This is a genomic window from Alicyclobacillus dauci (assembly GCF_026651605.1).
GTDB classification, from domain to species: Bacteria; Bacillota; Bacilli; order Alicyclobacillales; family Alicyclobacillaceae; genus Alicyclobacillus; species Alicyclobacillus dauci.
In genome coordinates this window covers 1,959,305-1,977,834 of record NZ_CP104064.1, presented here as the reverse complement: position 1 = coordinate 1,977,834, position 18,530 = coordinate 1,959,305, and the positions used below count along the sequence as shown (strand labels likewise).

Genomic DNA, 18,530 nt, shown 5'->3' with positions numbered 1-18,530 from the left:
GCATCCATCCTTCAGCATCAATACTGTCCATAAAAAAGAAGCGACCCCTGTATGGAGTCGCCCATTGTCGTTTATACGGTTAAGCAATGTTCGCCGAAGCATGAACACCTTGCCCATCGTGGAACTGCAGGTCTACATGGACCATTCCAGCGGCAACATGCTCGCGGCTTGCTACAAATTGTTTGATGGCTTCAACCATCTCCTGCTCATCAAGCGACGGAGCTGTCTGCCCGTTCACCAAGATGTCGGCTGCAAAGCCTGTATTCCGATTGAACAGGAGGTCCACCGAGACATCCTGAGGAGCACAGCCTCGATTCCTTGCTGTGTACTCGCAGCACGCGTCACATACGGCCTGTTCATCAAGGAATGCTGGAGTCCTATCTGTCCGAATCGTTTCTGTCGTTTCGACCGTTTCCCTTTCGTAATCCTCATCGTACATTGGTTCGTATCCGTTGTTATAGACAGGTTCGTAACGCCTTGGACCCCGACGCCCGTGTCTGAATATCGCACGGATGATTGCATACACCAGCCATGCCAGTAACAGTAATACTAAGATGTCAACAATAATACCGACCCACGACAGCGCGGGCGAATAACCCGGGCCACCCCAGCCTGGATGTTCCATGTACTCTGGTCCTCCCCCATAGTATCCACCACCGAAGCCCCATCCGAATGGGTGAAACATACTACCCAGGAAAAAGCCTGTCATAAATGTTCCGAAGTGTCCCGGATAGAACCCGAAACCGTTATAGCCATATCCATAAGACCCGCCAAAAGTCGACCGGGTCACACGATTCGTGGTGGTCGTCTTCGTTGTAGTGGTACTACTCGGTTTATAAGTAGACCCACCAGACGAAGTTTTCATGCCTGAGTGGTAGGTACTACCCGAAGCCTGACTAGTTGATCTTGAACTGGACGTACCGCTGGTAGACGACTTGTACGCGCTGGACCCACTCGTGGACGGCACGGTATAACTGCCGCTTCCCGAATATGAACTGTGTCCGCTTGATCCATACGAACTCGAGCCGCCATACGATCCGCTGGACGGCGGCGTATAGCTATGACTCGATGAATAGCTCGAATGGTAGCTGTGTCCCCCGCTGTAACCTTTCGCAAATGCTACAGTTGGCGAAGCTACAAGCAAAGTCGACGCCACAATGACTGTTAACAGTCGTTTCACCAATCATTCACTCCTACCTTTGCAGTGCTTGCTCTCTTCAAATAAGTAATAGGTTCTTATGAACCTGCGTTATGAACTTACTATAAGACCCTATACTCGACATGTCAATGGTTTATTTTCGATTGACCCGTTAGAAGACGGTTCTTATAATGGTTCATAAGAACTCTTTTCTGGAGGTGATGAGCGTGGCGCAGTTTACCCGTAGTGAAATGGCAAGAATCCTCGTATGCCTGAGGGAAGGGCAAATAAACGAAGCGCTCACTGTAGTGAAGAGTGTTCTGTCATCGGTGCGAACGCCATCCAGATCAGCGGACGCAACCGACGAAATATCCGGTGTCAGCGCAGAAGAAGGATTGGGAAACGTCGTCGGTTCCTTACTTGGCGGACACTTACTGAGGAGTTCTGTACCCCCGATTTTGGAAAAGCTGATTAATATGAGGCAACAGTCGCGGGCAAAAATCGGGTTTTCTATCAGTGATATCGTTGCACTTGGAAATCAAATGGAGTACGCGAATATGTCTGTAACAACCGTCCAGAACTGGGTCAAACGAGACGTGAAAGAGTTAATATCGACACCACAAGCGGGCAAGAAATATTCAGTCGAACAGATGGCCACAATCTTCATCATTGAAGATCTGAAATCGTCGTTAGATTTTGATTCGATTCGCAAAGTATTGGCACTCATTTTCAATGATCCGACGTCGGATGAAGATGACCTCATTCATCCAGTCGACTTTCTTGCGGCTTATGCGACCATCTTTGAAGATTTGCGCAGACAGGGGACACCAATTGCAGAAGTGGCAAAGAGAGCCCGAGAATTTGCATATACCCTGCCCGTCTTGAACGAAATACAGCGAGGTTTTATTGAAAGTACCATTGTGATCGCTGTGCTGTCATTACAAGCTTCGAACTTCCAAGTAACAGCAAAAACTTTGGCGTCGACAACGATTATTGGGAAGCAACTGACGTAACAAAGTCATGTAAATGGACAAATGCAAACGGATTCCGTTGACACCATTTAGCGCCCTCTCCTTCAGGCAGGTTTTCACCCGGTTACTTCATTATCTTTGATGTATTGTTCCAATTGATCGACGTTGTCACCATTCAACGTGATCGTGTCGCCCCAATACTTGCCGTCCGTGACATCGCCGTAACACCATTCACTCAAATCAGACGCGATCCGGTGTAAGTACAGCAACCCCGTTGCGTTGTGAGTCTGGGAGGCAATGACAGCCATTTTCTGGGCATTATCCAAGTCTTTTAGGACATTGTTGTCCGCGGGTGTCAACGGCCCTTTCCTGATGGCCGATTCAGCTGTGTTAATATCCTTCTCGATTATCGGCAAATGGGAATGAATATACGAATACCAACCCACATGACGATACGCTCCCCAACCCGTTAATTCGTTCAATTGCTTGTGTAAGTCCGATATAGCGGTGCCAGCCTGCTTTTTGAAGGCGCTTTTGTCACCACCTGGTGTTTTTCTGAACTAACCCTTACCTGCCAAACGTGTAGCATACGGAGTGTGTGTGGCTATACACTCTCAATGTATATACGGCTCCCACTTCTTTCTGCAAAATTACAATTGCTGAATAAATCGGCCCCAATGAGCAAAGGGAGCATCCGAGAAGAATTTTTATTTCTCTTTATTTTCAATTGCATGTGACGTTACGTCACCCTGTATCCTCAATTTCGAAAGGAGGGAACACCTTGAGTCACAAGTTTTATCACACGGGCGAATTTGCGCGCAAAGCCTCCGTCTCGGTCCGAACCCTTCGATACTACGATCAACAGCGACTACTATGCCCTTCGATGTACACGGACAGTGGCCATCGCCTATACACGGACGACGACCTGGCTCGTCTGCAGTATATTCTGGGACTTAAGTTTCTTGGGTTTTCTCTGGATGAGATACGGGCGTGCCTAGAGGCGGCTGACTGGAACACATTCCACGAGCTCCTGGCCCAGCAAAAGACAATGATGCTGGAGAAGCGACAGCACTTGGACGCCATCATTTCAGCCATCTCAGAGTCAGAGAAAGTCGTACAGCGTGGATCGTGGGATTGGGACGCCATTGTGAAAGTGATTCAGGTGGTAAAAATGGATTCCAAGAAAGATTGGGTCAATCAGTACTTTACACCGGAACAGCAGCAAAAGCTCAAGGAACTCAGCGACATGTCCTACTCCGAGGAAGGCAAGAAAAGCTTCGAGGGTGAAGTTTGGACAGAGGAACACCAGAAAGAGGTAGACGCTAAGTATTCCTGGCTATACTCGGAATTGACACGCTTGGTCAAAGCCGGCGCGAGCCCCGGCAGCCCTGAAGCACAAGCCGCAGCCAAAGTGCAGCTTGAGTTAATCGATGCATTTACGCAAGGAAATCCCGAACGTGTGGCCGGGTTGAAAAAGTTTTGGGAGAACTTTAATCAACTCCCAGATGACGAAAAACCGCCAATTCCGCGACCCACCAAGGAAGAACAGGCCCTGCTGAATCAAGCAATAGCCATCTATCGAGCTAACCTTATGAATCAGTGACGAAGCGGCGGTTCGTTCACGTAAATGACGATCACTACAACAGAGCGCTTGAATATACGTTAATCTGCCAAAATGGGCGAATGTGCTGAGTCATGTGACCTTCGACAGGACAATCCTCTAGACATAAATTTATACAGACACTGACAATAAGGAGGAATCGTCCATGTATGGAGCTTTTGGTGGATATACTCAATGGGCTGTAGTGTTCTTGATTATCTTTGTTCTGTTCTTCTTGTTTGTACCAGCCGTTGGTTATGGTGCAGCTACCAGCTGTAGCTGTAGCTGTGCGGGATCATACTAATAACAGATAACGGAAAATGATTAAAAAACAACCCCACAGAAACGTGGAATTAAACAGATTTAAGTCGAACACAGGCGTCCTATAAGGGGACGCCTTTTTATCACTGGATAGGGAAGAGGGCTATGTGTTACGAAAACGGATGGCAATCCTGATTTAGGTCTCTTTCCGTCATCACCCGTGGGGAATATCCCATTCGATATGGCAATTCGAATAGTCTTGAGAGTCCTCGAACTCTTTGAGAGCCATAGCCAAACGTAATAGGAGTCATTCCAGGTATTAAAACTTTCACAGCATGCAGTCCACCGTGAGATACTTCCACACTGGTTTGGTTCAGCACGATCACGTCAAATCCTCGCCCGTGTAAATCGTCAAGTACCGAATTGAGAATCAGTCGAATGTCTCGTGAATCGATTTGGTATCGTCGAGCTACATCGGTGTATACTTCTTCGACTGACTGAATCTGCCCTCGATTCTCCTGCCTCAAAAGAAATTCCCAACGTGGGTAAGCTTCGGGCAAACCAGCAACCACAACGTGATCGAGAATATCCTTGATTTTTTTCGAATCCAAGAACATGGAAACTGCCTCTTTACGTCTCTCTTCCGACGTTCGCTGAAGGTTAAGCACTTGAACAGTTAATTCCCGGAGCGCACCATAGACAGCCTGATAGGGATTTAAATGGCACGCGGATCCGCTTACCACTTTCGGAAAGTCGTTCTCTCCGTTAATTGCCACAGCACAAATTGCCGGTATGCTGAGATCATGGGACATATTAAACAGGCGAACTTCAAATCCATTTTCCACCAAATAATTAAAAACTTCTGATGTTTTAGATGGGCAATGATTACCCAGTCTGAGCTCAGGCAGCGGCATCTTTGCGTACCACATGTTAAGAAATCCATCCCGCTCGAGAACTTCGAAAGTTCCATGCAGGACAGCTTCTTCCACGGTCCCTCCTACTGCGCATCCATTAGACGTTTCCTTGATGAACCGCTTCTCATCAGCCGTTGGTCCATAAAAGGCAATCTGCTCCGGAATGAGGACAGACTTATTATACTTGGTCGAGTGTGCCCAAACCCATGAATACTTCTTCTCTTCATCAAAAGGTTCAAGGATATGATTGGGCGACTGCAACAACTCATGGCTGTGCAACCCGAACTGTGATGGGTGTACGGCGATGTCGTTGAATTCCGAATACTTGCCAAAGACGACCGGACGTCGATTCACCGCCTGAAATCCGCAGCTACGCTCCAACACTTCGAGCATCGCGGATAGCTTCGCATCGGTGATGGACAAACCCGAGCCATACCCAGCAATTTCCGTCCCAGCAGGCGTATAAATATATGCACCTGCCTCGACATAACGGTCTCCATTCCAAAACTCATGAGAGTTTGAAATATAACCTACCTTGGTATGCACGAACAACTCTTCTAAATGGTTAAAATCCACAGTTCCAACTCTCAACGATTCCACATCGTTGATGATATGAGAAGCGAATTGCAATTGGGCAAGAACGGGATCGTCATCTGGCATAAGGTTACATCGAGGACAATCGTGACTTGGGACAATTGGCACCCACTCGATGTGTTCCGCTTGGTCGTACACACCAACTTTCCCTTTGGAATTCGGAGAGTTCGGGGGTTCCAAAATTATAGACTGTATCTCATCGGTTACGATGTCTCCCAACGTTACAAGGTCTGATTGAGACATCATCAAAGGCATATGAAGAGGTTCCACGTGACTTTCGACTTGTTGGTTGAAAATAGAATTGAGAAGACTGCGATCGAAAGTATTTTCCCACCGCAATTCTAGACATGTCACGCAGCCAGGTATTTCTGGAGTCTCCAGCGGCCCCAGCAGAACCGTCGATCCCCTGCCAAGCACAGACAAGATGCTGAGGTTTAAAGCCCTACACTTTCCCAATACCAAGTTCTCGAATTCAGAAGGCGTATCCGATGCCAAAATGACAAGTTTTGGGCGGTATTCTTCTAGATCATCAAGTGAGCAGTTGTGCACCACATGAAATTCACTAGTTTGACTGTACTTTTCGTACCAGGTGTCAATGATTTGTTTACCCAAAGTGGAACCATTGTGAAATATAACAATATTCATTGGATCCCCCGCAATTAAGTATCAGTCAGTTTATTTTCGTGTACCATATCATAAGTCAAAATATTCATGTATTCTTGCGTGTAGAACAAAGGATCCACTACCACACCGATGGTGGACATTGGAAAATGTTTAGCCGCAACCTTCATGACTCTGTTTTGAGCGGGATAGTTTGGCTTACGCAGTTCTTCTTATCGCGGGTAGTCGACTCGGCAATATGTTTGGGCTTCAGAACTCTGGGGTCGCTTACTCGCTGTTCCACGAGTTGGAGCAGTTTGTCATGGGAGATGTTGTTGAAGTACCCGGTAATGTCTACATCCACTACCCAGTACACTCTCCCGAAGTTCACCGTCTTGTGAGTTCGCTGGATAACTTGTTTGGCACTTCGCTTCGGTCGGAACCCGAACGAACAGTCTTTGAAGTCCGCTTGGAATACGGATTCAAGAATGATTTTCGTCGCCATCTGTACCAGTCTGTCCTGGATAACGGTAATGCCCAACGGGCGGGTTTTACCGTCTCCTTTCGGGATGTCCTTTCTCCGAACTGGCTTGGGGCGATACGTATCTTCTATTAACTACCGTTGCGTGTCCCGTACGATTGGATTTCTCCGTATTCTTGTACAATGTGCTGAATTGTCACACCCATCGATACCGCCACTGCCTCGATTGGCTTTCACTCGTTTCCATGCTTCCCACATGACATCTGACCTGTACACTTTGTCGTACGGAGCATGAAACCTGCGTTTGGCATTCGCCTTCGCAGCAAAGTAGAGGGTTCTTTGGAGTTCTCGAACTTTGACTTTGGTGTAGTTAGCAGGTTTCACTGCATTCGCTCGCTCTTACCTCCATTGATACCCGTGAACAAAGTAAGGGTGCTTTCCTCGTGCGGGTTATGTTGTCCCGCGTTCATTGGTACTAGCACCCTCTCCAACTCCCTTCTCGCCGCTCACCACTTCACCCTTCGGGCTTATAGGCTTGTGTTTTACGACCAATCCGGTCGTGCGAGGGAGGGTCTCCCTAGTTCCAGACACAACTGTCACTACATGCGGATCCCTATGCATCGGAGGGTTCTTCCGCGCTGCATCTTACATGATACATACTAGGTGGGTTGGTTTATACGGCCTGTGGCTTCCTCGAGTGTTATTTGCTCACTCAAGACATAGTGTCGTGGGCTACTACGACGGGTTCTCATATCGGTTCATTGAGAAAAACCTTATTGCATAAGGGTTTATATCGGTTTTTCTTTGTAACACCAACACACTTGTTTGCACACTAACGCTCGGCTGAAAAGTGTCAGGGTGAAGATCAATACTCGCTAAGACGGTAGTATTTCGTAGAATCAACTTGCGAACGCATCCCAACACCCGGGGAGCCGAGTATTCCGTCAGGTAAAACGATCGCCATCCTACCAGTGCCCGGTTTAAGAAATTACACAGCGCTATAAGAGTGCGCACCAACTTCTGAGCATCTCCGAGCACTTTGCCCCTGAGCGCAGTCAAGCCCATGCGATAAACCCACTGACGAGCTTCTCCACCGAGAGGAAAGGGCGTAGCCGGGTTACCTGGTCCCATTTGTGCAACCGTAGACGAGTCCACATTTGACACGCGCAAGGCAAATGGGGTGCTGAGTGTTGGGTCCGATTGTTGGCTCTGCTATAGCTGGGCCTCTAGGGTACTCATTTTGGTGGGCTATACTTGTAAGCCGCTCCCCATTGGTACCCGCTTGTTGAGCGGACCGGAAATGGTATGTCCGAAAATCTCAACAGCCATGTCTATAGCCCCCCGAAAACAGCGAACCCCCCTTCCGTATAACGGATAGGGGGCTATCTTAATAGCAGAATGACAATCAATGTTCTGCGCATATTTCCTCATGCCACTTTAGATCAACCCAAATATGGTTCCACGGGGATTTGCAATGCTGGACTACCCCGATTTAACGGAAAGAGGTACTGACTGATGAAAGGTACACAATACAGGATTGAAATGAGGTACTACGGCGAGCGCAAATAGGTACCACTAAAATGCCAAACTTGCGTTTGAGGTGCGGAGTTGTTTGTTTACGAAATACCGAATTAAGAGTGACGATTTAGCAGACGATTGGGTCTGCTTAGTCCCCCTTATTCAACCCGGTTGAAATTATATCAAATTTGGTGGATACGAAAACGGTGCTAATGCTTTTGCCGTCCGTTCGTCGATTGTAACCATCTTATTTATGGTATCCCTGCTATATCCAGGACGATACCTTCCTTTATCGGTATGAACCTCTAGTGTAATCATGTGCGGGGAATTCCGGATCACCCGACCAGCAGCAAAATGATCGCCTAAATCAAGCAAGACGTAGCGATTTCTAGCGCCCTTTTTCTTCACACCTGCACATCCTTTCCATACGTCTGGATTAATGTATGGAGTGGACTTTCGTCTATGCAACGGGCGAATACCCATGACACGTTACTAAGATTTCTCCTCACCCGTCAATACGTCATGGACCGCCTGTAGATACCGTGTGGCTTTTATTTGGTATATGTCTCGCGTTCTCAATGACGTCTAACTGCTTCGGGGAACATGGTTTGAATGCGAAGGCAGTCAAGCATTTCATCCCCTGTCAATAATGGATAGACATGGACGACACGCTTTGGTGTAATGGTGGTACACATGCATGACACGAGAGGTTGAATGATAACAGTGATTGTACAACGGTTGGTGATGAAGACAATAACCTCCGTAAGAACTGCATCCGGGCAGTAATAAGACAACAGGAAGCATCGATGCGTAGGATAATTTTTTAAATATCTTCATGCTTCCATCCCTCATTCGATTGCTAGATTCAATGACCGGTGCTAGCTTATGAAGTACGCCTTTGGTTTCCCGCGAAAGCGTGTAAAATTTCGCTTGTAGCAATCGGATTTTCATTGTCTGGACTCTGGTAAGGGCTTCTTCAATGCGTTGGATTCATTCGAGTTTTACTTCTGCATGGAGTGTTTCATTGCGTAATTGACCGTTGGAATCTTCACCTTTTGAACGGTCAATGGACACTGGCCCATTTCGTTACCCCCGGGCAATTCCTCGATGCATTGAACATCCAACGTTCTCGGACCGTCACTAGGTTAATTTCATAATCCAGTTGAATCAAGACGTCTCGATCCACATTGATAACCAAGACCGCTCATGATCCGTGAAATGCCATATCGTCTCTCGTTCGCCGGTGACAAGGGCGTTTTTCTTGCCCTTCAGGCAGCGGCCATTTTTCATCGGAGCGTTCTTGCAGGGTATACCGTCACGCCGTTACGTGTCTTGGCTCCGCGTCTGTTCACGTCACCACCTTCTTGCATGGGGTTTGTTTACGAACACGGATGTTTTCCCTTTTACACGAAGGGAACGTATATGCAAGCCCTAATGGGTGATAACTGGGCAAATGTGAAGAGGCATTCCTCCCAAGTACAAACTAAATGGCACATAGGACACGTAGCGAAAGCAACACGGTGACAGTGCTAACAAGTCCCCCATACCGTCCATAACATGGTAATTGAGCTGTACAAAACACTGTGGGGGACAACACAGTAAACGAGCGTGGATATCTCTATAGACCGATACATGTCCGTCAAGATCTTATGTGTTCCATTAGATAAAAGGTGCATATGATACATCACGTCTTTGGGATGCCACGCCCGCCACAATGTGAGCCAACGCCAACATGCGTGGCATCCCACCGACATCCCCATTTCCCCTGCTCAACCCGTAGACGTCCCTTGCCGATGTCATATGAATGTCCTCAATAAAACAGTTCAAGACATCTGTAAAAACTCCCAGGATATTTCTTGTCTATAGGGCTTGATGATGCATTATATGTCCTCATAGTCCCACAAGAAAGGTCAATTGCCATTAGCCGCAGTTCTACAAATCATCATGCACATCAGACACAGTTAAGTACGTTTATGTCTCGCGAAGAAATTTCTGACCCACCGAACGACGAGAGCGACCAACATAGGAATCCCTAGCATACACGTCACTATGGAAGTGCTGATTCGAAAGTTCAAGGTACCATCCCCCTATGTACGTGTAATCATCCTGGTCGATGTACACCTGTTCATTGGTTACAGTTATTTAGATTTGTTATAAATGGTTATTAATGCTGTTCGGTTGCAGGAGGATGTTTCTGACCCGCACTCTACATACCCCACTAGGAGAATTTCAAATCGAATATCGTGCCATAAAGTGTTTGAGATACGATGATGCTCACGATGTATGAGAGGTTTGGGGTAAGAGAGTGAAGTAAACCTGAAATATTCATAGCGTGATCGTAGAGGGGCAAGATATCGAAGTAGTGCAAGATCTGATGAGAATTTGACGTTTCACCCGAAAAGTGACACATCTGCATAGAGAAAGAGCCCAACCTTTGGTAGTGTTAAGGTGTCGAATCAAAACACACAGAGGGGGCTCTCTTATTGAACAGCGTACAAGATTACACCCTGAACTTCAACCCGAGGATGAAAATGAATTTCGCTGGTGGTGACTTAACCTCGGATGCTGGCTTGCTCCTATACAGGGAATTTGATCAAAAGTTGGGGTTGTCAGAAGCAGTTAAGAAACTGCTTGTGGTTCACGACCCCGTTTTTCACCGGGACCACCCAAACAGCGACGTGGTGCTTCAAAAAGTATATCAGCATCTCGCTGGGTATCACACAGACGACGCTGCGGATGACTTGGCTGTTGAGCCACTCCTGACAGCGCTGCTCGGAAAAGAACGGTTGGCCTCACAACCTACGCTGTCTCGATTCAATGAAAAAGCGGACATAGCCACTGCACTATCCCTCGAACGTGTGAATGAAACGCTGCAACGACGGGTGTACGCTGCCCGTCCTCAAGACCAATTTGTCTTCGATTTGGATTCCTCTGGCTTCGCTGCTTATGGGCATCAACATGGCGCGAATTACAATTACCACTACCAACAACATGGGTTTCATCCATTGTTTTGCTTTGACGGATTGACCGGCGATTGCCTGCGGGCTGAGCTTCGTGCGGGAAACGTTTACACCTCACGCCAAGTGGTTCGATTTGTCGGACCCATCCTGAAACGCTATGAGAAATGGGTGCCTGACGCACTCATCGTCCTTCGAGGGGACAGTGGCTTTGCCGTTCCTGGGCTGTTTGACCTGGCAGAAGCCAAAGGCCATAAATATGTCATCCGCCTCAAGTCGAACGCTCGCTTACAATCGATTGCACAAGCCATGGCAGATCCACTGCTGAACTCGGACAATTTACACAAACGCCAAGTTCATTACCGGGAATTCATGTACCAAGCTGGGAGTTGGGATAAGGCCCGCCGTGTGGTCGTGAAGATGGAACGTCCTGCAGGAGAGCTCTTGTTTCAATTTACATTCATTGTGACCAACATGACGCTGCAGCCCAAGAACGTGGTTCGCTTTTACTGCCAGCGCGGACACATGGAAAACTTCATCAAAGAAGCCAAGAAGGGATTTGCTTGCGATATGATGAGCAGCACAGACTTTGAGTCGAACGCTGTGAAACTGCAGATTGCCATGCTGGCCTATAACTTCAACAACTGGTTTCGCCGTTTGTGTTTGCCAAAAAAGATGAAATCTAACCGGATGGAAACGTTGCGTAATCAGTTGGTCAAAATCGCGGGGAGACTGGTACATTCCGGTCGATACTGGACATGGAAACTATGCAGTTCATGCGTGTATCGGAGAGAGTTCATTCAAACGCTGCACAACTTGGCTCGGCTGCCCCAGACCGGCTGAGGAGACTAAGCCCGCACGACAGATACAAAGATCCCAAGCACCAGACAAGGGACAGCTATGCCCTCTCAGAAACCCAAATTATCCCATGCATCACCATTGGTCGTGAACATGCGTAATTCAAGCACAAAAAGTCCCGAATCCAGACTCCGTCGGCTCGAAGTTTTACTGTTTTACCCATTTCCGACCTTCGATTCACCTTGCCATGAATATTTCAGGGTAAATATCAACAACGGATCATTTATTTTAGTTGGTAATATCCGTCATGGATTCCGCCTTACGTTCAATGGAAACTGCCCGATCATCCAACATACCCAACTTATACAAATCATACCAACTGGAACGAGGCATGTTGCCAAGTACATGTAGGACCAATTCCCCAAATGGCCCGGAGGGATCATTTCTAGAATAGGTATGAATGGATGATACCAAACTTCCATTAGTCCACTTGGCCATTCACCAAATTTTCCGGATATCATAGACCAAACGCTTATAAATGTCAGGACGACACCTGTAAATTGACTGACAAAGGCAAGACATAGGAAGTTAAAAAGCTCTATGCCATTGTGCCGTGCATTATCACTGATTCGTACTGTGTTCCCTATCCATGCGAGAACGAGTATGCGCTGGATCCATGGGTGACCTAAGCAAATGAATGATGTCAGGCTTAATAAGATATAGCTTCTAAGGAACGCTTTGTTTACGCCCCACATAGTTTCCTAACCTCCCGAATACACTCCAGTGGGTAATGCAAGCTACTTGCGGACTGTTCGCAATGTGATCCGGTAGTACCCAACCATGTACAGCACACAGCTGAACCCCAACCTTCGAGTACACCTGCCAAACTAGCTTACTGCAATAGACCGAATGAATATCCCCTAAGAAACCCAGCGGGTCGTATGGTATTCCAACTTCCTTTCGCGCAACTTGTGCTGCTTCTCTCCGCAATTTGACCGGAACTTTCGGTCGAAGAATCATAACTTCATCGTAGTCCCGGTAATTATTCACACTTTGTAATTTTGTTCCGCGGGAGAAGTCGGTCGCATCTATCACTTGTTCGTTCCCGACATACAACACAGCATGTGTCCAGTACCCGTATGCGCCATGTGGATTGTGGCATAAGATGATATCTCCTTGTTCCGCGATGTGAAAATCCACAGAGGCCTTGGGGCCACTATGTCGCCCATTAAAATTCCCTTGAAGCAATTGTCCGCTGAGTGAATGTGCTAGTAGTAGCGTAGGCGAACGATTGAACCAGCCGTTAGGAGCCACAATGAATGCAACACAAAGGCAGAGGGTGAACACGTAGAATAACCATCTTAGGCGGTGTATTGAGACTCACCCTTTCGTTTCATGCCGTGACTAATCGACAGGAGACAACTCACAGACTCAACGTTCTCAACCACCCGATTACAATTTCCGAATTACCTTGAATTCAATCACTAATTCCTAAATGTAGTTGGGTGACATCAAACGTATTATGTGGACAGATAACCGATCCATGATCCTTTTTTACGTGGGAGTCTTAATACTATTCACCTATTGAAACCTCAAACATTCATTCTCCACAATAAAGCTAGGTGACCGAAAAAGACAAAGCGGCTTAGTACCAGCTGGCGTCTTGCATACTATTTGAGAACGACGATTGTTTGTACTGTGGTTCCTCTTGTTCTAGCGGTTAAACACGTTGTTCCCATGTACTAACGATGGTGTTTGTTTGATTTACGGCATCTGTATACACTTGCTTTGCCTGCTGGTTTTGGGGTTCAGAGCAAATTGTTTAAAGCTCACCCGCGCACTTTTTAGGACTGCTAACCTCTATTTTACTTGACTATAAACCGATCATAACGTTCAATCCCCTCCTAGGTAGTATAGGCGGTAATATGTGTAGTTCACTCGCCATACATGAGAGTCTCCAGTTCGGCAGTGAATTAATTATCCATGCTTCAGTAATAATGCTTCCACAAAAGACACCATTTACGCTTGCTCAGTAGGAATACAATATTGGTCGATCTTGCGAAGTGTGGCATAAGAGTATCGGGACAGGCTATGTACGGAGGTGTTTCTGCATGGGGATTGTGCGGCTTGTAATCGTTATCTCCAATGAATTGTCTCGTCGCAACCTTCGGTCCACATTGCAAAAATCACCTCTAAATAACGGGCTCACCAACCATTCGCAAAGATAGTCAGTTAGCCCGATCCGGTGAACGAATCCAGATCAAGAGTCAATGCAATTCTGGAGAATTCATTGGAGATATTGCAACAACAGTAATCCATGTTCGCCCATCACCAGGTATCGGAATCATTATGATGCCGATGTTCTGGTGGGGTAACATGGACGATTAAAGCACTTTTCACGCTTTAATCGTCCACTTACCTTTCAAAACATGCTAATGAAGCTCTCAACATGATCTTCATTCATCCGCGTCTGTGGCTTGTCAACTCTTCCGTGTCCCCGCAGATTCGGAATAAAATAGGACCGCTTTTGCATCCTAGAAAGAAATCAACTGTGAGTCAATTGAATTAAAACAAGGGATGGTGCAAAAGATGCTAGCTCGGCGACGAGTTGTGGCCGTATCTATCGCTTTGGCTTTGGGGACAACCGGATGCTCTCCGCAACAGCAACAGCAGAAGCCACAGGGTGGAGCCGAGGTCGGTACCCAGGTCCGGGGCATGATTCAAAAAATGGCTCTGGATGCTGAGATTCAGCGGGCTTTTCTGGAGGGAAGGAAAAAAACGGTTCAATCGGATTCATCGGTTCAGGCGGAGGCATACCAGCAAAATTTACGGGAGCAGAAGGGCATGGCGGAGGAGCCCCAGATTGCCCGGCAAATGGCTGGGGTAAACATGGCCGTGTCGGAAAAAGCATTGGCTGACCCATTGGTAAAAGACCGGTATATGGACCTAAACCTATCCGGTTTACGTAGCATCACTCAAGACCCTGTCAAACGCAATGACTTGATGGCCATCCTCCTCCAAGCCAGGGAAGCTACACTAAAAGATGGAAAAATGCGGGATCGCATGTTGAAAGACGGGATCAACGAATCGTACGCCGCTTTGGCCAGTTTGAATACACGTCCGAGCGTACTGGATTACCAGATGGACGTCGCAGAGCAAGCATCGATCGACCCAACGCAAAAAAACGCATGATGCAAAATCAGATGAAAGTCATGAAAGCGATCGCACAAGACCCCGACCTGCGCCCGCAATTGGTAGGCCTGATGGTCCAGTTAATGAACGATCCCGCTATGAAAGCAGAAATGCAGAAAATGATGATGCCGATGATGCAAAAAATGAAACAAATGCAGATGCAACTGCAAGAAATCCAGCAACAATCGATGATGCAGAAGCAGCAGCAAACGACCGGATCTACTCGGGAAAGCTCCAGTCAGTCCCACCCGAAGACTGGCTCCTCTGGTTCACATGGATCTGATGCTGTGCAAAGCACCCGTCCACAGGCGGCCAAAGAGGCGAAGCTCGGATAAAAGAGTAGGATGGTTGGCTGTCGTGGCAAAAAATAACTGGATATACATTCACCTAATGTATCGTATTTTAATCACCTTTAGTCTGTTCGTATTGGACGGGGCCATTGAATGAATCCTGGCCCCCAGACAAGACCGATTGCTTGTTGTACAACATCGCCATAAAATGTATTACTACCTTTCGCCGGAAGGAACACGTAGCACTACCGTCTATCGTTCTTTTCTTCTTCACCTGTTTACTTCGTAAAACCATCAATAAATTGTAACAGCAGTTGTACTTAGGCACTCGCCCATTTCCAATCTCCAGTTCCCTTCATACGATACAGAGCATTGGAGTTTCCAGAGAAAAGAGGAGTGAGTCAATGGATAAGAGGAAGAATGCCGGACCTGATTTAGGAAGTCGTATTTCTACAGATTTGTTCGGTGGCTGTACAATATTGAAGATACCCCAATATGAGGGGTATCCTTACAGTCGTTATAAACCGAAAACAGTAATACCTTGCACGTTTAAACAAGGCAAGTTGTATAAGTTGTGATCATTCAATCCGTTCTAGCCATTTTTGGATGGGTCGGTATTATGTTTGTTCGTTGGGAATTACGGAATAGGCGGTAGAGGTATGTTTTAGGAATGTCCTGTTACCAGAGCGTACAAACTAATTTTTAAGGGGAGAGGAATTCCTCTTAGGGGCTTACCCTACATTTTTATAATATTTGGTCATTACCCACGTGTTGTAACTAGATAGGGATGGTAATGTTTTAAGTTACACTTCAGGGAAGGGATCGCATGAAAACGATCCCTCTTTTTTGTTGTCATTGTCTTTGTGCAGTACGATCCCTTAAAAAAGACACGCCGAGGGGTCAAACGGTTGCACCCCTCATGAATGTTCTTCCCCCTTCCCCACATACTTAGTCTACGGTGGAAGATTGTCCTTCCTAACGGCAAATGACACCGTGAATTCGCCGAATTCTTGCAGAGGGCACAAGATCGAAATCATGGATTTAACCATAAGAATGAACGTACTCTGTAGGACGAGCGAACCACGTTTGGCTTCCCCTATAGAGGGACCATCTAGACTACACTCCGTCAGATTCCCCGTCGATGCCAATCCTCGATATAAAATAATTCACGCGGGATCGGTCTATATTAACCAAGATCCTAGACAAACCGGAGGTGGATGACATGGGAGTACGAGAAGGGTTGATTCCAACTATTCTAGGCGCTGCTGTCACTGCCACTGGTATAGCGATGCGACAAAGCAGGATGAATCCTACTGTTAGCTGGTCAGTTACTTCGTTTGGTGTGGCACAAGCGTTGCTCGGGGTAATTGATTTGATGGAACATCAACGCTAGGGTCAACTTGATGGAGTGCTTGCACCAGCACTCCATCAAGAATCGGGTAGTACTCGATTAATCCGGCATCCTTTGTCTCTGCTTAAACTTCCTCGAGCAATTACACTGTTGACTTACTATTGTTTTACTGTAACTCACCCGACACAATGGGGATTAAACGATTCCGTTTTTAGTCGTTTGTCATACGTTAGGAATGGTGTTCTTGGCATGTCCACATCTCCCCTAGTTATCCACAGAATCTTGTGAATATCGTGTGGACCACTCATGTTTTAACCTATTTTCTACCAGAAGGCGCACAAGCCGTAATAACGGAGTCCTGCATAGGTGTGTCCATCAGGCAGTTCCAACAGCAGTTGTAAATCTTCATCCGTAAATGCCCCAATGGTATCTTCCTCAACGGACTGTTTCTTGATATTAGTAGAATAGTTAGCCCATTCAAAACGATGACGGAGGTTATAAGAAAAATCACGCCACCACCACTTGAGTTTAATCCACCTTATTATAGATTGCCCAATTTGGCCCAGGTTTATTGTCTCTTCCCCTTAGTCTGTTACCCTTCGCCTCTACTTCACGTCTGCGCTCATGGGTGTGAACGGACGACACCATGCGCTCTAGTTTCTTCCGCTTCCTCTCTAGATGAAATAGGGTTCGTTATCTAACCACTAAAATATTTTTACATGTATTGCTCACTTGAAGGTATCGAAGTTTGTGTCGCTACAGGTTGTTCTCGTAAGGCATTTTTCACTCAACAAAAAAACCGCCGAAGAGAGAAAGGAACAATTTTGTTTTCAAACCTTATTAAACCAACGATGCGCCTTTGTTCCATAACTCCGATCCGATCATGGCCCGAAGGGTTCGTGCTGCATATTTTAAATGTTGTTTTCTTCTCCTATGCCACTCTGTCGCCGCTACGATCCACTTCTTATCTTCCGGAGCAGTAACGGCGATATTACCGAGTGCGGTTTCCGCAACCTTATCATGTTGCCTTGTCTCAATGAAGCATTCAACTGTCATCAGTATTAACAGTTCATCCGAGTCACCTGCGACCAAACGTTCTAGATTACCAGCTGCTGTATTGCGATGATAGCTGGTTTGATAGTTTTCTCTATGCACTGTACGCAGAGCGGCTTGGTCTGTGAATTGAGGAAGATACTTCATCTGTGTAACAATTGAGCAAAACACCTGTTCCGCTTTAATGCTTAGTTCAATCTGATTTAGCACATCTGAATATGCCGTACGTGTATCTTGTAAAGGTTCCATAGTACATCTCCTCTTCAACTTTTACACACATCATATGGGCCGATGTTCTAAGACGTTCTCTACTCAGCCGCCTAAACGCACTCTAGACGGGCGAGCGCCCATAGGTCATACACTCGCGTTTTACCGTCCTAGACTAAACTCGTCGAATTCATTCTCTATCCATCATACGTTAACTGAGGTAGGGGGATAATTAGCCCGAGTAGAAGGAACTTGAAACGATTTTTTGGGGGTGGTCATATGCGAAGGAGAGAAAAGACACCCGAGCGCTCGGTATATCGATAGTTCGTACTACGCATAGGCAACTTCCCTCTCGCGACACAACGCATACCTCTCTAGCTCCGTCAGCTCGTTGGATAGATATTTTCACGTGTTTAAAAGATCAAGTGCTTTTCTAATCTTCCTTGCAAACCTTAACGGGTTCTAACCGCTTCGGTATAACGTACACGGTTTATCAAAGAGCCAGTGGCTGTACACAGCAAACATGGAGGGAGCGAACTTATTAGTAGAACTCGTGTACGTCATGACTGTCTCACCTTGCTTTGGTATTGACTGTATGGGAACCG

General features: G+C 46.7%; 14 protein-coding genes. 6 read left to right on the top strand and 8 right to left on the bottom strand.

Annotated elements, in window-relative coordinates:
* Window positions 1-79: 79 nt before the first annotated feature.
* A complete protein-coding gene (locus NZD86_RS09890; protein WP_268046350.1) occupies window positions 80-1,180 on the bottom strand; it encodes a DUF2653 family protein in 1,101 nt (366 codons plus the stop codon).
* A 185-nt stretch (window positions 1,181-1,365) separates the two neighbouring features.
* On the opposite strand from NZD86_RS09890, the gene NZD86_RS09885 reads away from it, so the two are divergent.
* A complete protein-coding gene (locus NZD86_RS09885; RefSeq protein ID WP_268046349.1) occupies window positions 1,366-2,151 on the top strand; it encodes a DUF1836 domain-containing protein in 786 nt (261 codons plus the stop codon).
* A gap of 74 nt (window positions 2,152-2,225) precedes the next feature.
* Here the strand turns inward: NZD86_RS09885 and NZD86_RS09880 are convergent, their stop codons facing one another.
* Complete coding sequence (locus tag NZD86_RS09880) at window positions 2,226-2,525, bottom strand: hypothetical protein (protein WP_268046348.1); 300 nt, start codon at window positions 2,523-2,525, stop codon at window positions 2,226-2,228.
* A gap of 365 nt (window positions 2,526-2,890) precedes the next feature.
* Between NZD86_RS09880 and NZD86_RS09875 the strand changes: the two genes are divergently transcribed.
* Window positions 2,891-3,712, top strand: coding sequence for a MerR family transcriptional regulator (locus NZD86_RS09875; RefSeq protein WP_268046347.1), 822 nt, complete (start codon window positions 2,891-2,893; stop codon window positions 3,710-3,712).
* Window positions 3,713-4,140: 428 nt separating this feature from the next.
* Here the strand turns inward: NZD86_RS09875 and NZD86_RS09870 are convergent, their stop codons facing one another.
* From NZD86_RS09870 to NZD86_RS09860, 3 genes are all read right to left on the bottom strand, one after another.
* Entirely contained in the window at window positions 4,141-6,123 is a 1,983-nt protein-coding gene (locus NZD86_RS09870) for a TOMM precursor leader peptide-binding protein (RefSeq protein WP_268046346.1), read from the bottom strand.
* Between the two features lie 142 nt (window positions 6,124-6,265).
* Complete coding sequence (locus NZD86_RS09865) at window positions 6,266-6,619, bottom strand: reverse transcriptase domain-containing protein (protein WP_268046345.1); 354 nt, start codon at window positions 6,617-6,619, stop codon at window positions 6,266-6,268.
* A gap of 1,635 nt (window positions 6,620-8,254) precedes the next feature.
* On the bottom strand, window positions 8,255-8,560 hold the full coding sequence (locus NZD86_RS09860; protein WP_268046344.1) for a hypothetical protein: 306 nt from the start codon (window positions 8,558-8,560) through the stop codon (window positions 8,255-8,257).
* A gap of 2,000 nt (window positions 8,561-10,560) precedes the next feature.
* Between NZD86_RS09860 and NZD86_RS09855 the strand changes: the two genes are divergently transcribed.
* Window positions 10,561-11,877: an IS1380 family transposase gene (locus tag NZD86_RS09855; protein WP_268046343.1), complete on the top strand. Its 1,317-nt coding sequence runs from the start codon at window positions 10,561-10,563 to the stop codon at window positions 11,875-11,877.
* A gap of 243 nt (window positions 11,878-12,120) precedes the next feature.
* Here the strand turns inward: NZD86_RS09855 and NZD86_RS09850 are convergent, their stop codons facing one another.
* The gene (locus NZD86_RS09850; RefSeq protein ID WP_268046342.1) at window positions 12,121-12,330 is read right to left on the bottom strand and encodes a hypothetical protein; all 210 of its coding nucleotides are present in this window, start codon (window positions 12,328-12,330) and stop codon (window positions 12,121-12,123) included.
* 228 nt (window positions 12,331-12,558) lie between these two features.
* On the bottom strand, window positions 12,559-13,146 hold the full coding sequence (locus tag NZD86_RS09845; RefSeq protein WP_268046341.1) for a YiiX/YebB-like N1pC/P60 family cysteine hydrolase: 588 nt from the start codon (window positions 13,144-13,146) through the stop codon (window positions 12,559-12,561).
* Between the two features lie 1,275 nt (window positions 13,147-14,421).
* Between NZD86_RS09845 and NZD86_RS09840 the strand changes: the two genes are divergently transcribed.
* The 3 genes from NZD86_RS09840 (at window position 14,422) to NZD86_RS09830 (ending at window position 16,707) form a co-directional block, all read left to right on the top strand.
* On the top strand, window positions 14,422-15,024 hold the full coding sequence (locus NZD86_RS09840) for a hypothetical protein (RefSeq protein ID WP_268046340.1): 603 nt from the start codon (window positions 14,422-14,424) through the stop codon (window positions 15,022-15,024).
* Window positions 15,021-15,359: a hypothetical protein gene (locus NZD86_RS09835; protein ID WP_268046339.1), complete on the top strand. Its 339-nt coding sequence runs from the start codon at window positions 15,021-15,023 to the stop codon at window positions 15,357-15,359. The genes NZD86_RS09840 and NZD86_RS09835 overlap by 4 nt, the downstream gene beginning before the upstream one ends.
* 1,177 nt (window positions 15,360-16,536) lie before the next feature.
* On the top strand, window positions 16,537-16,707 hold the full coding sequence (locus NZD86_RS09830) for an asparagine synthase (RefSeq protein ID WP_268046338.1): 171 nt from the start codon (window positions 16,537-16,539) through the stop codon (window positions 16,705-16,707).
* Window positions 16,708-17,505: 798 nt separating this feature from the next.
* Here NZD86_RS09830 and NZD86_RS09825 read toward each other — a convergent pair.
* Window positions 17,506-17,967: a hypothetical protein gene (locus tag NZD86_RS09825; RefSeq protein WP_268046337.1), complete on the bottom strand. Its 462-nt coding sequence runs from the start codon at window positions 17,965-17,967 to the stop codon at window positions 17,506-17,508.
* Window positions 17,968-18,530: the final 563 nt, after the last annotated feature.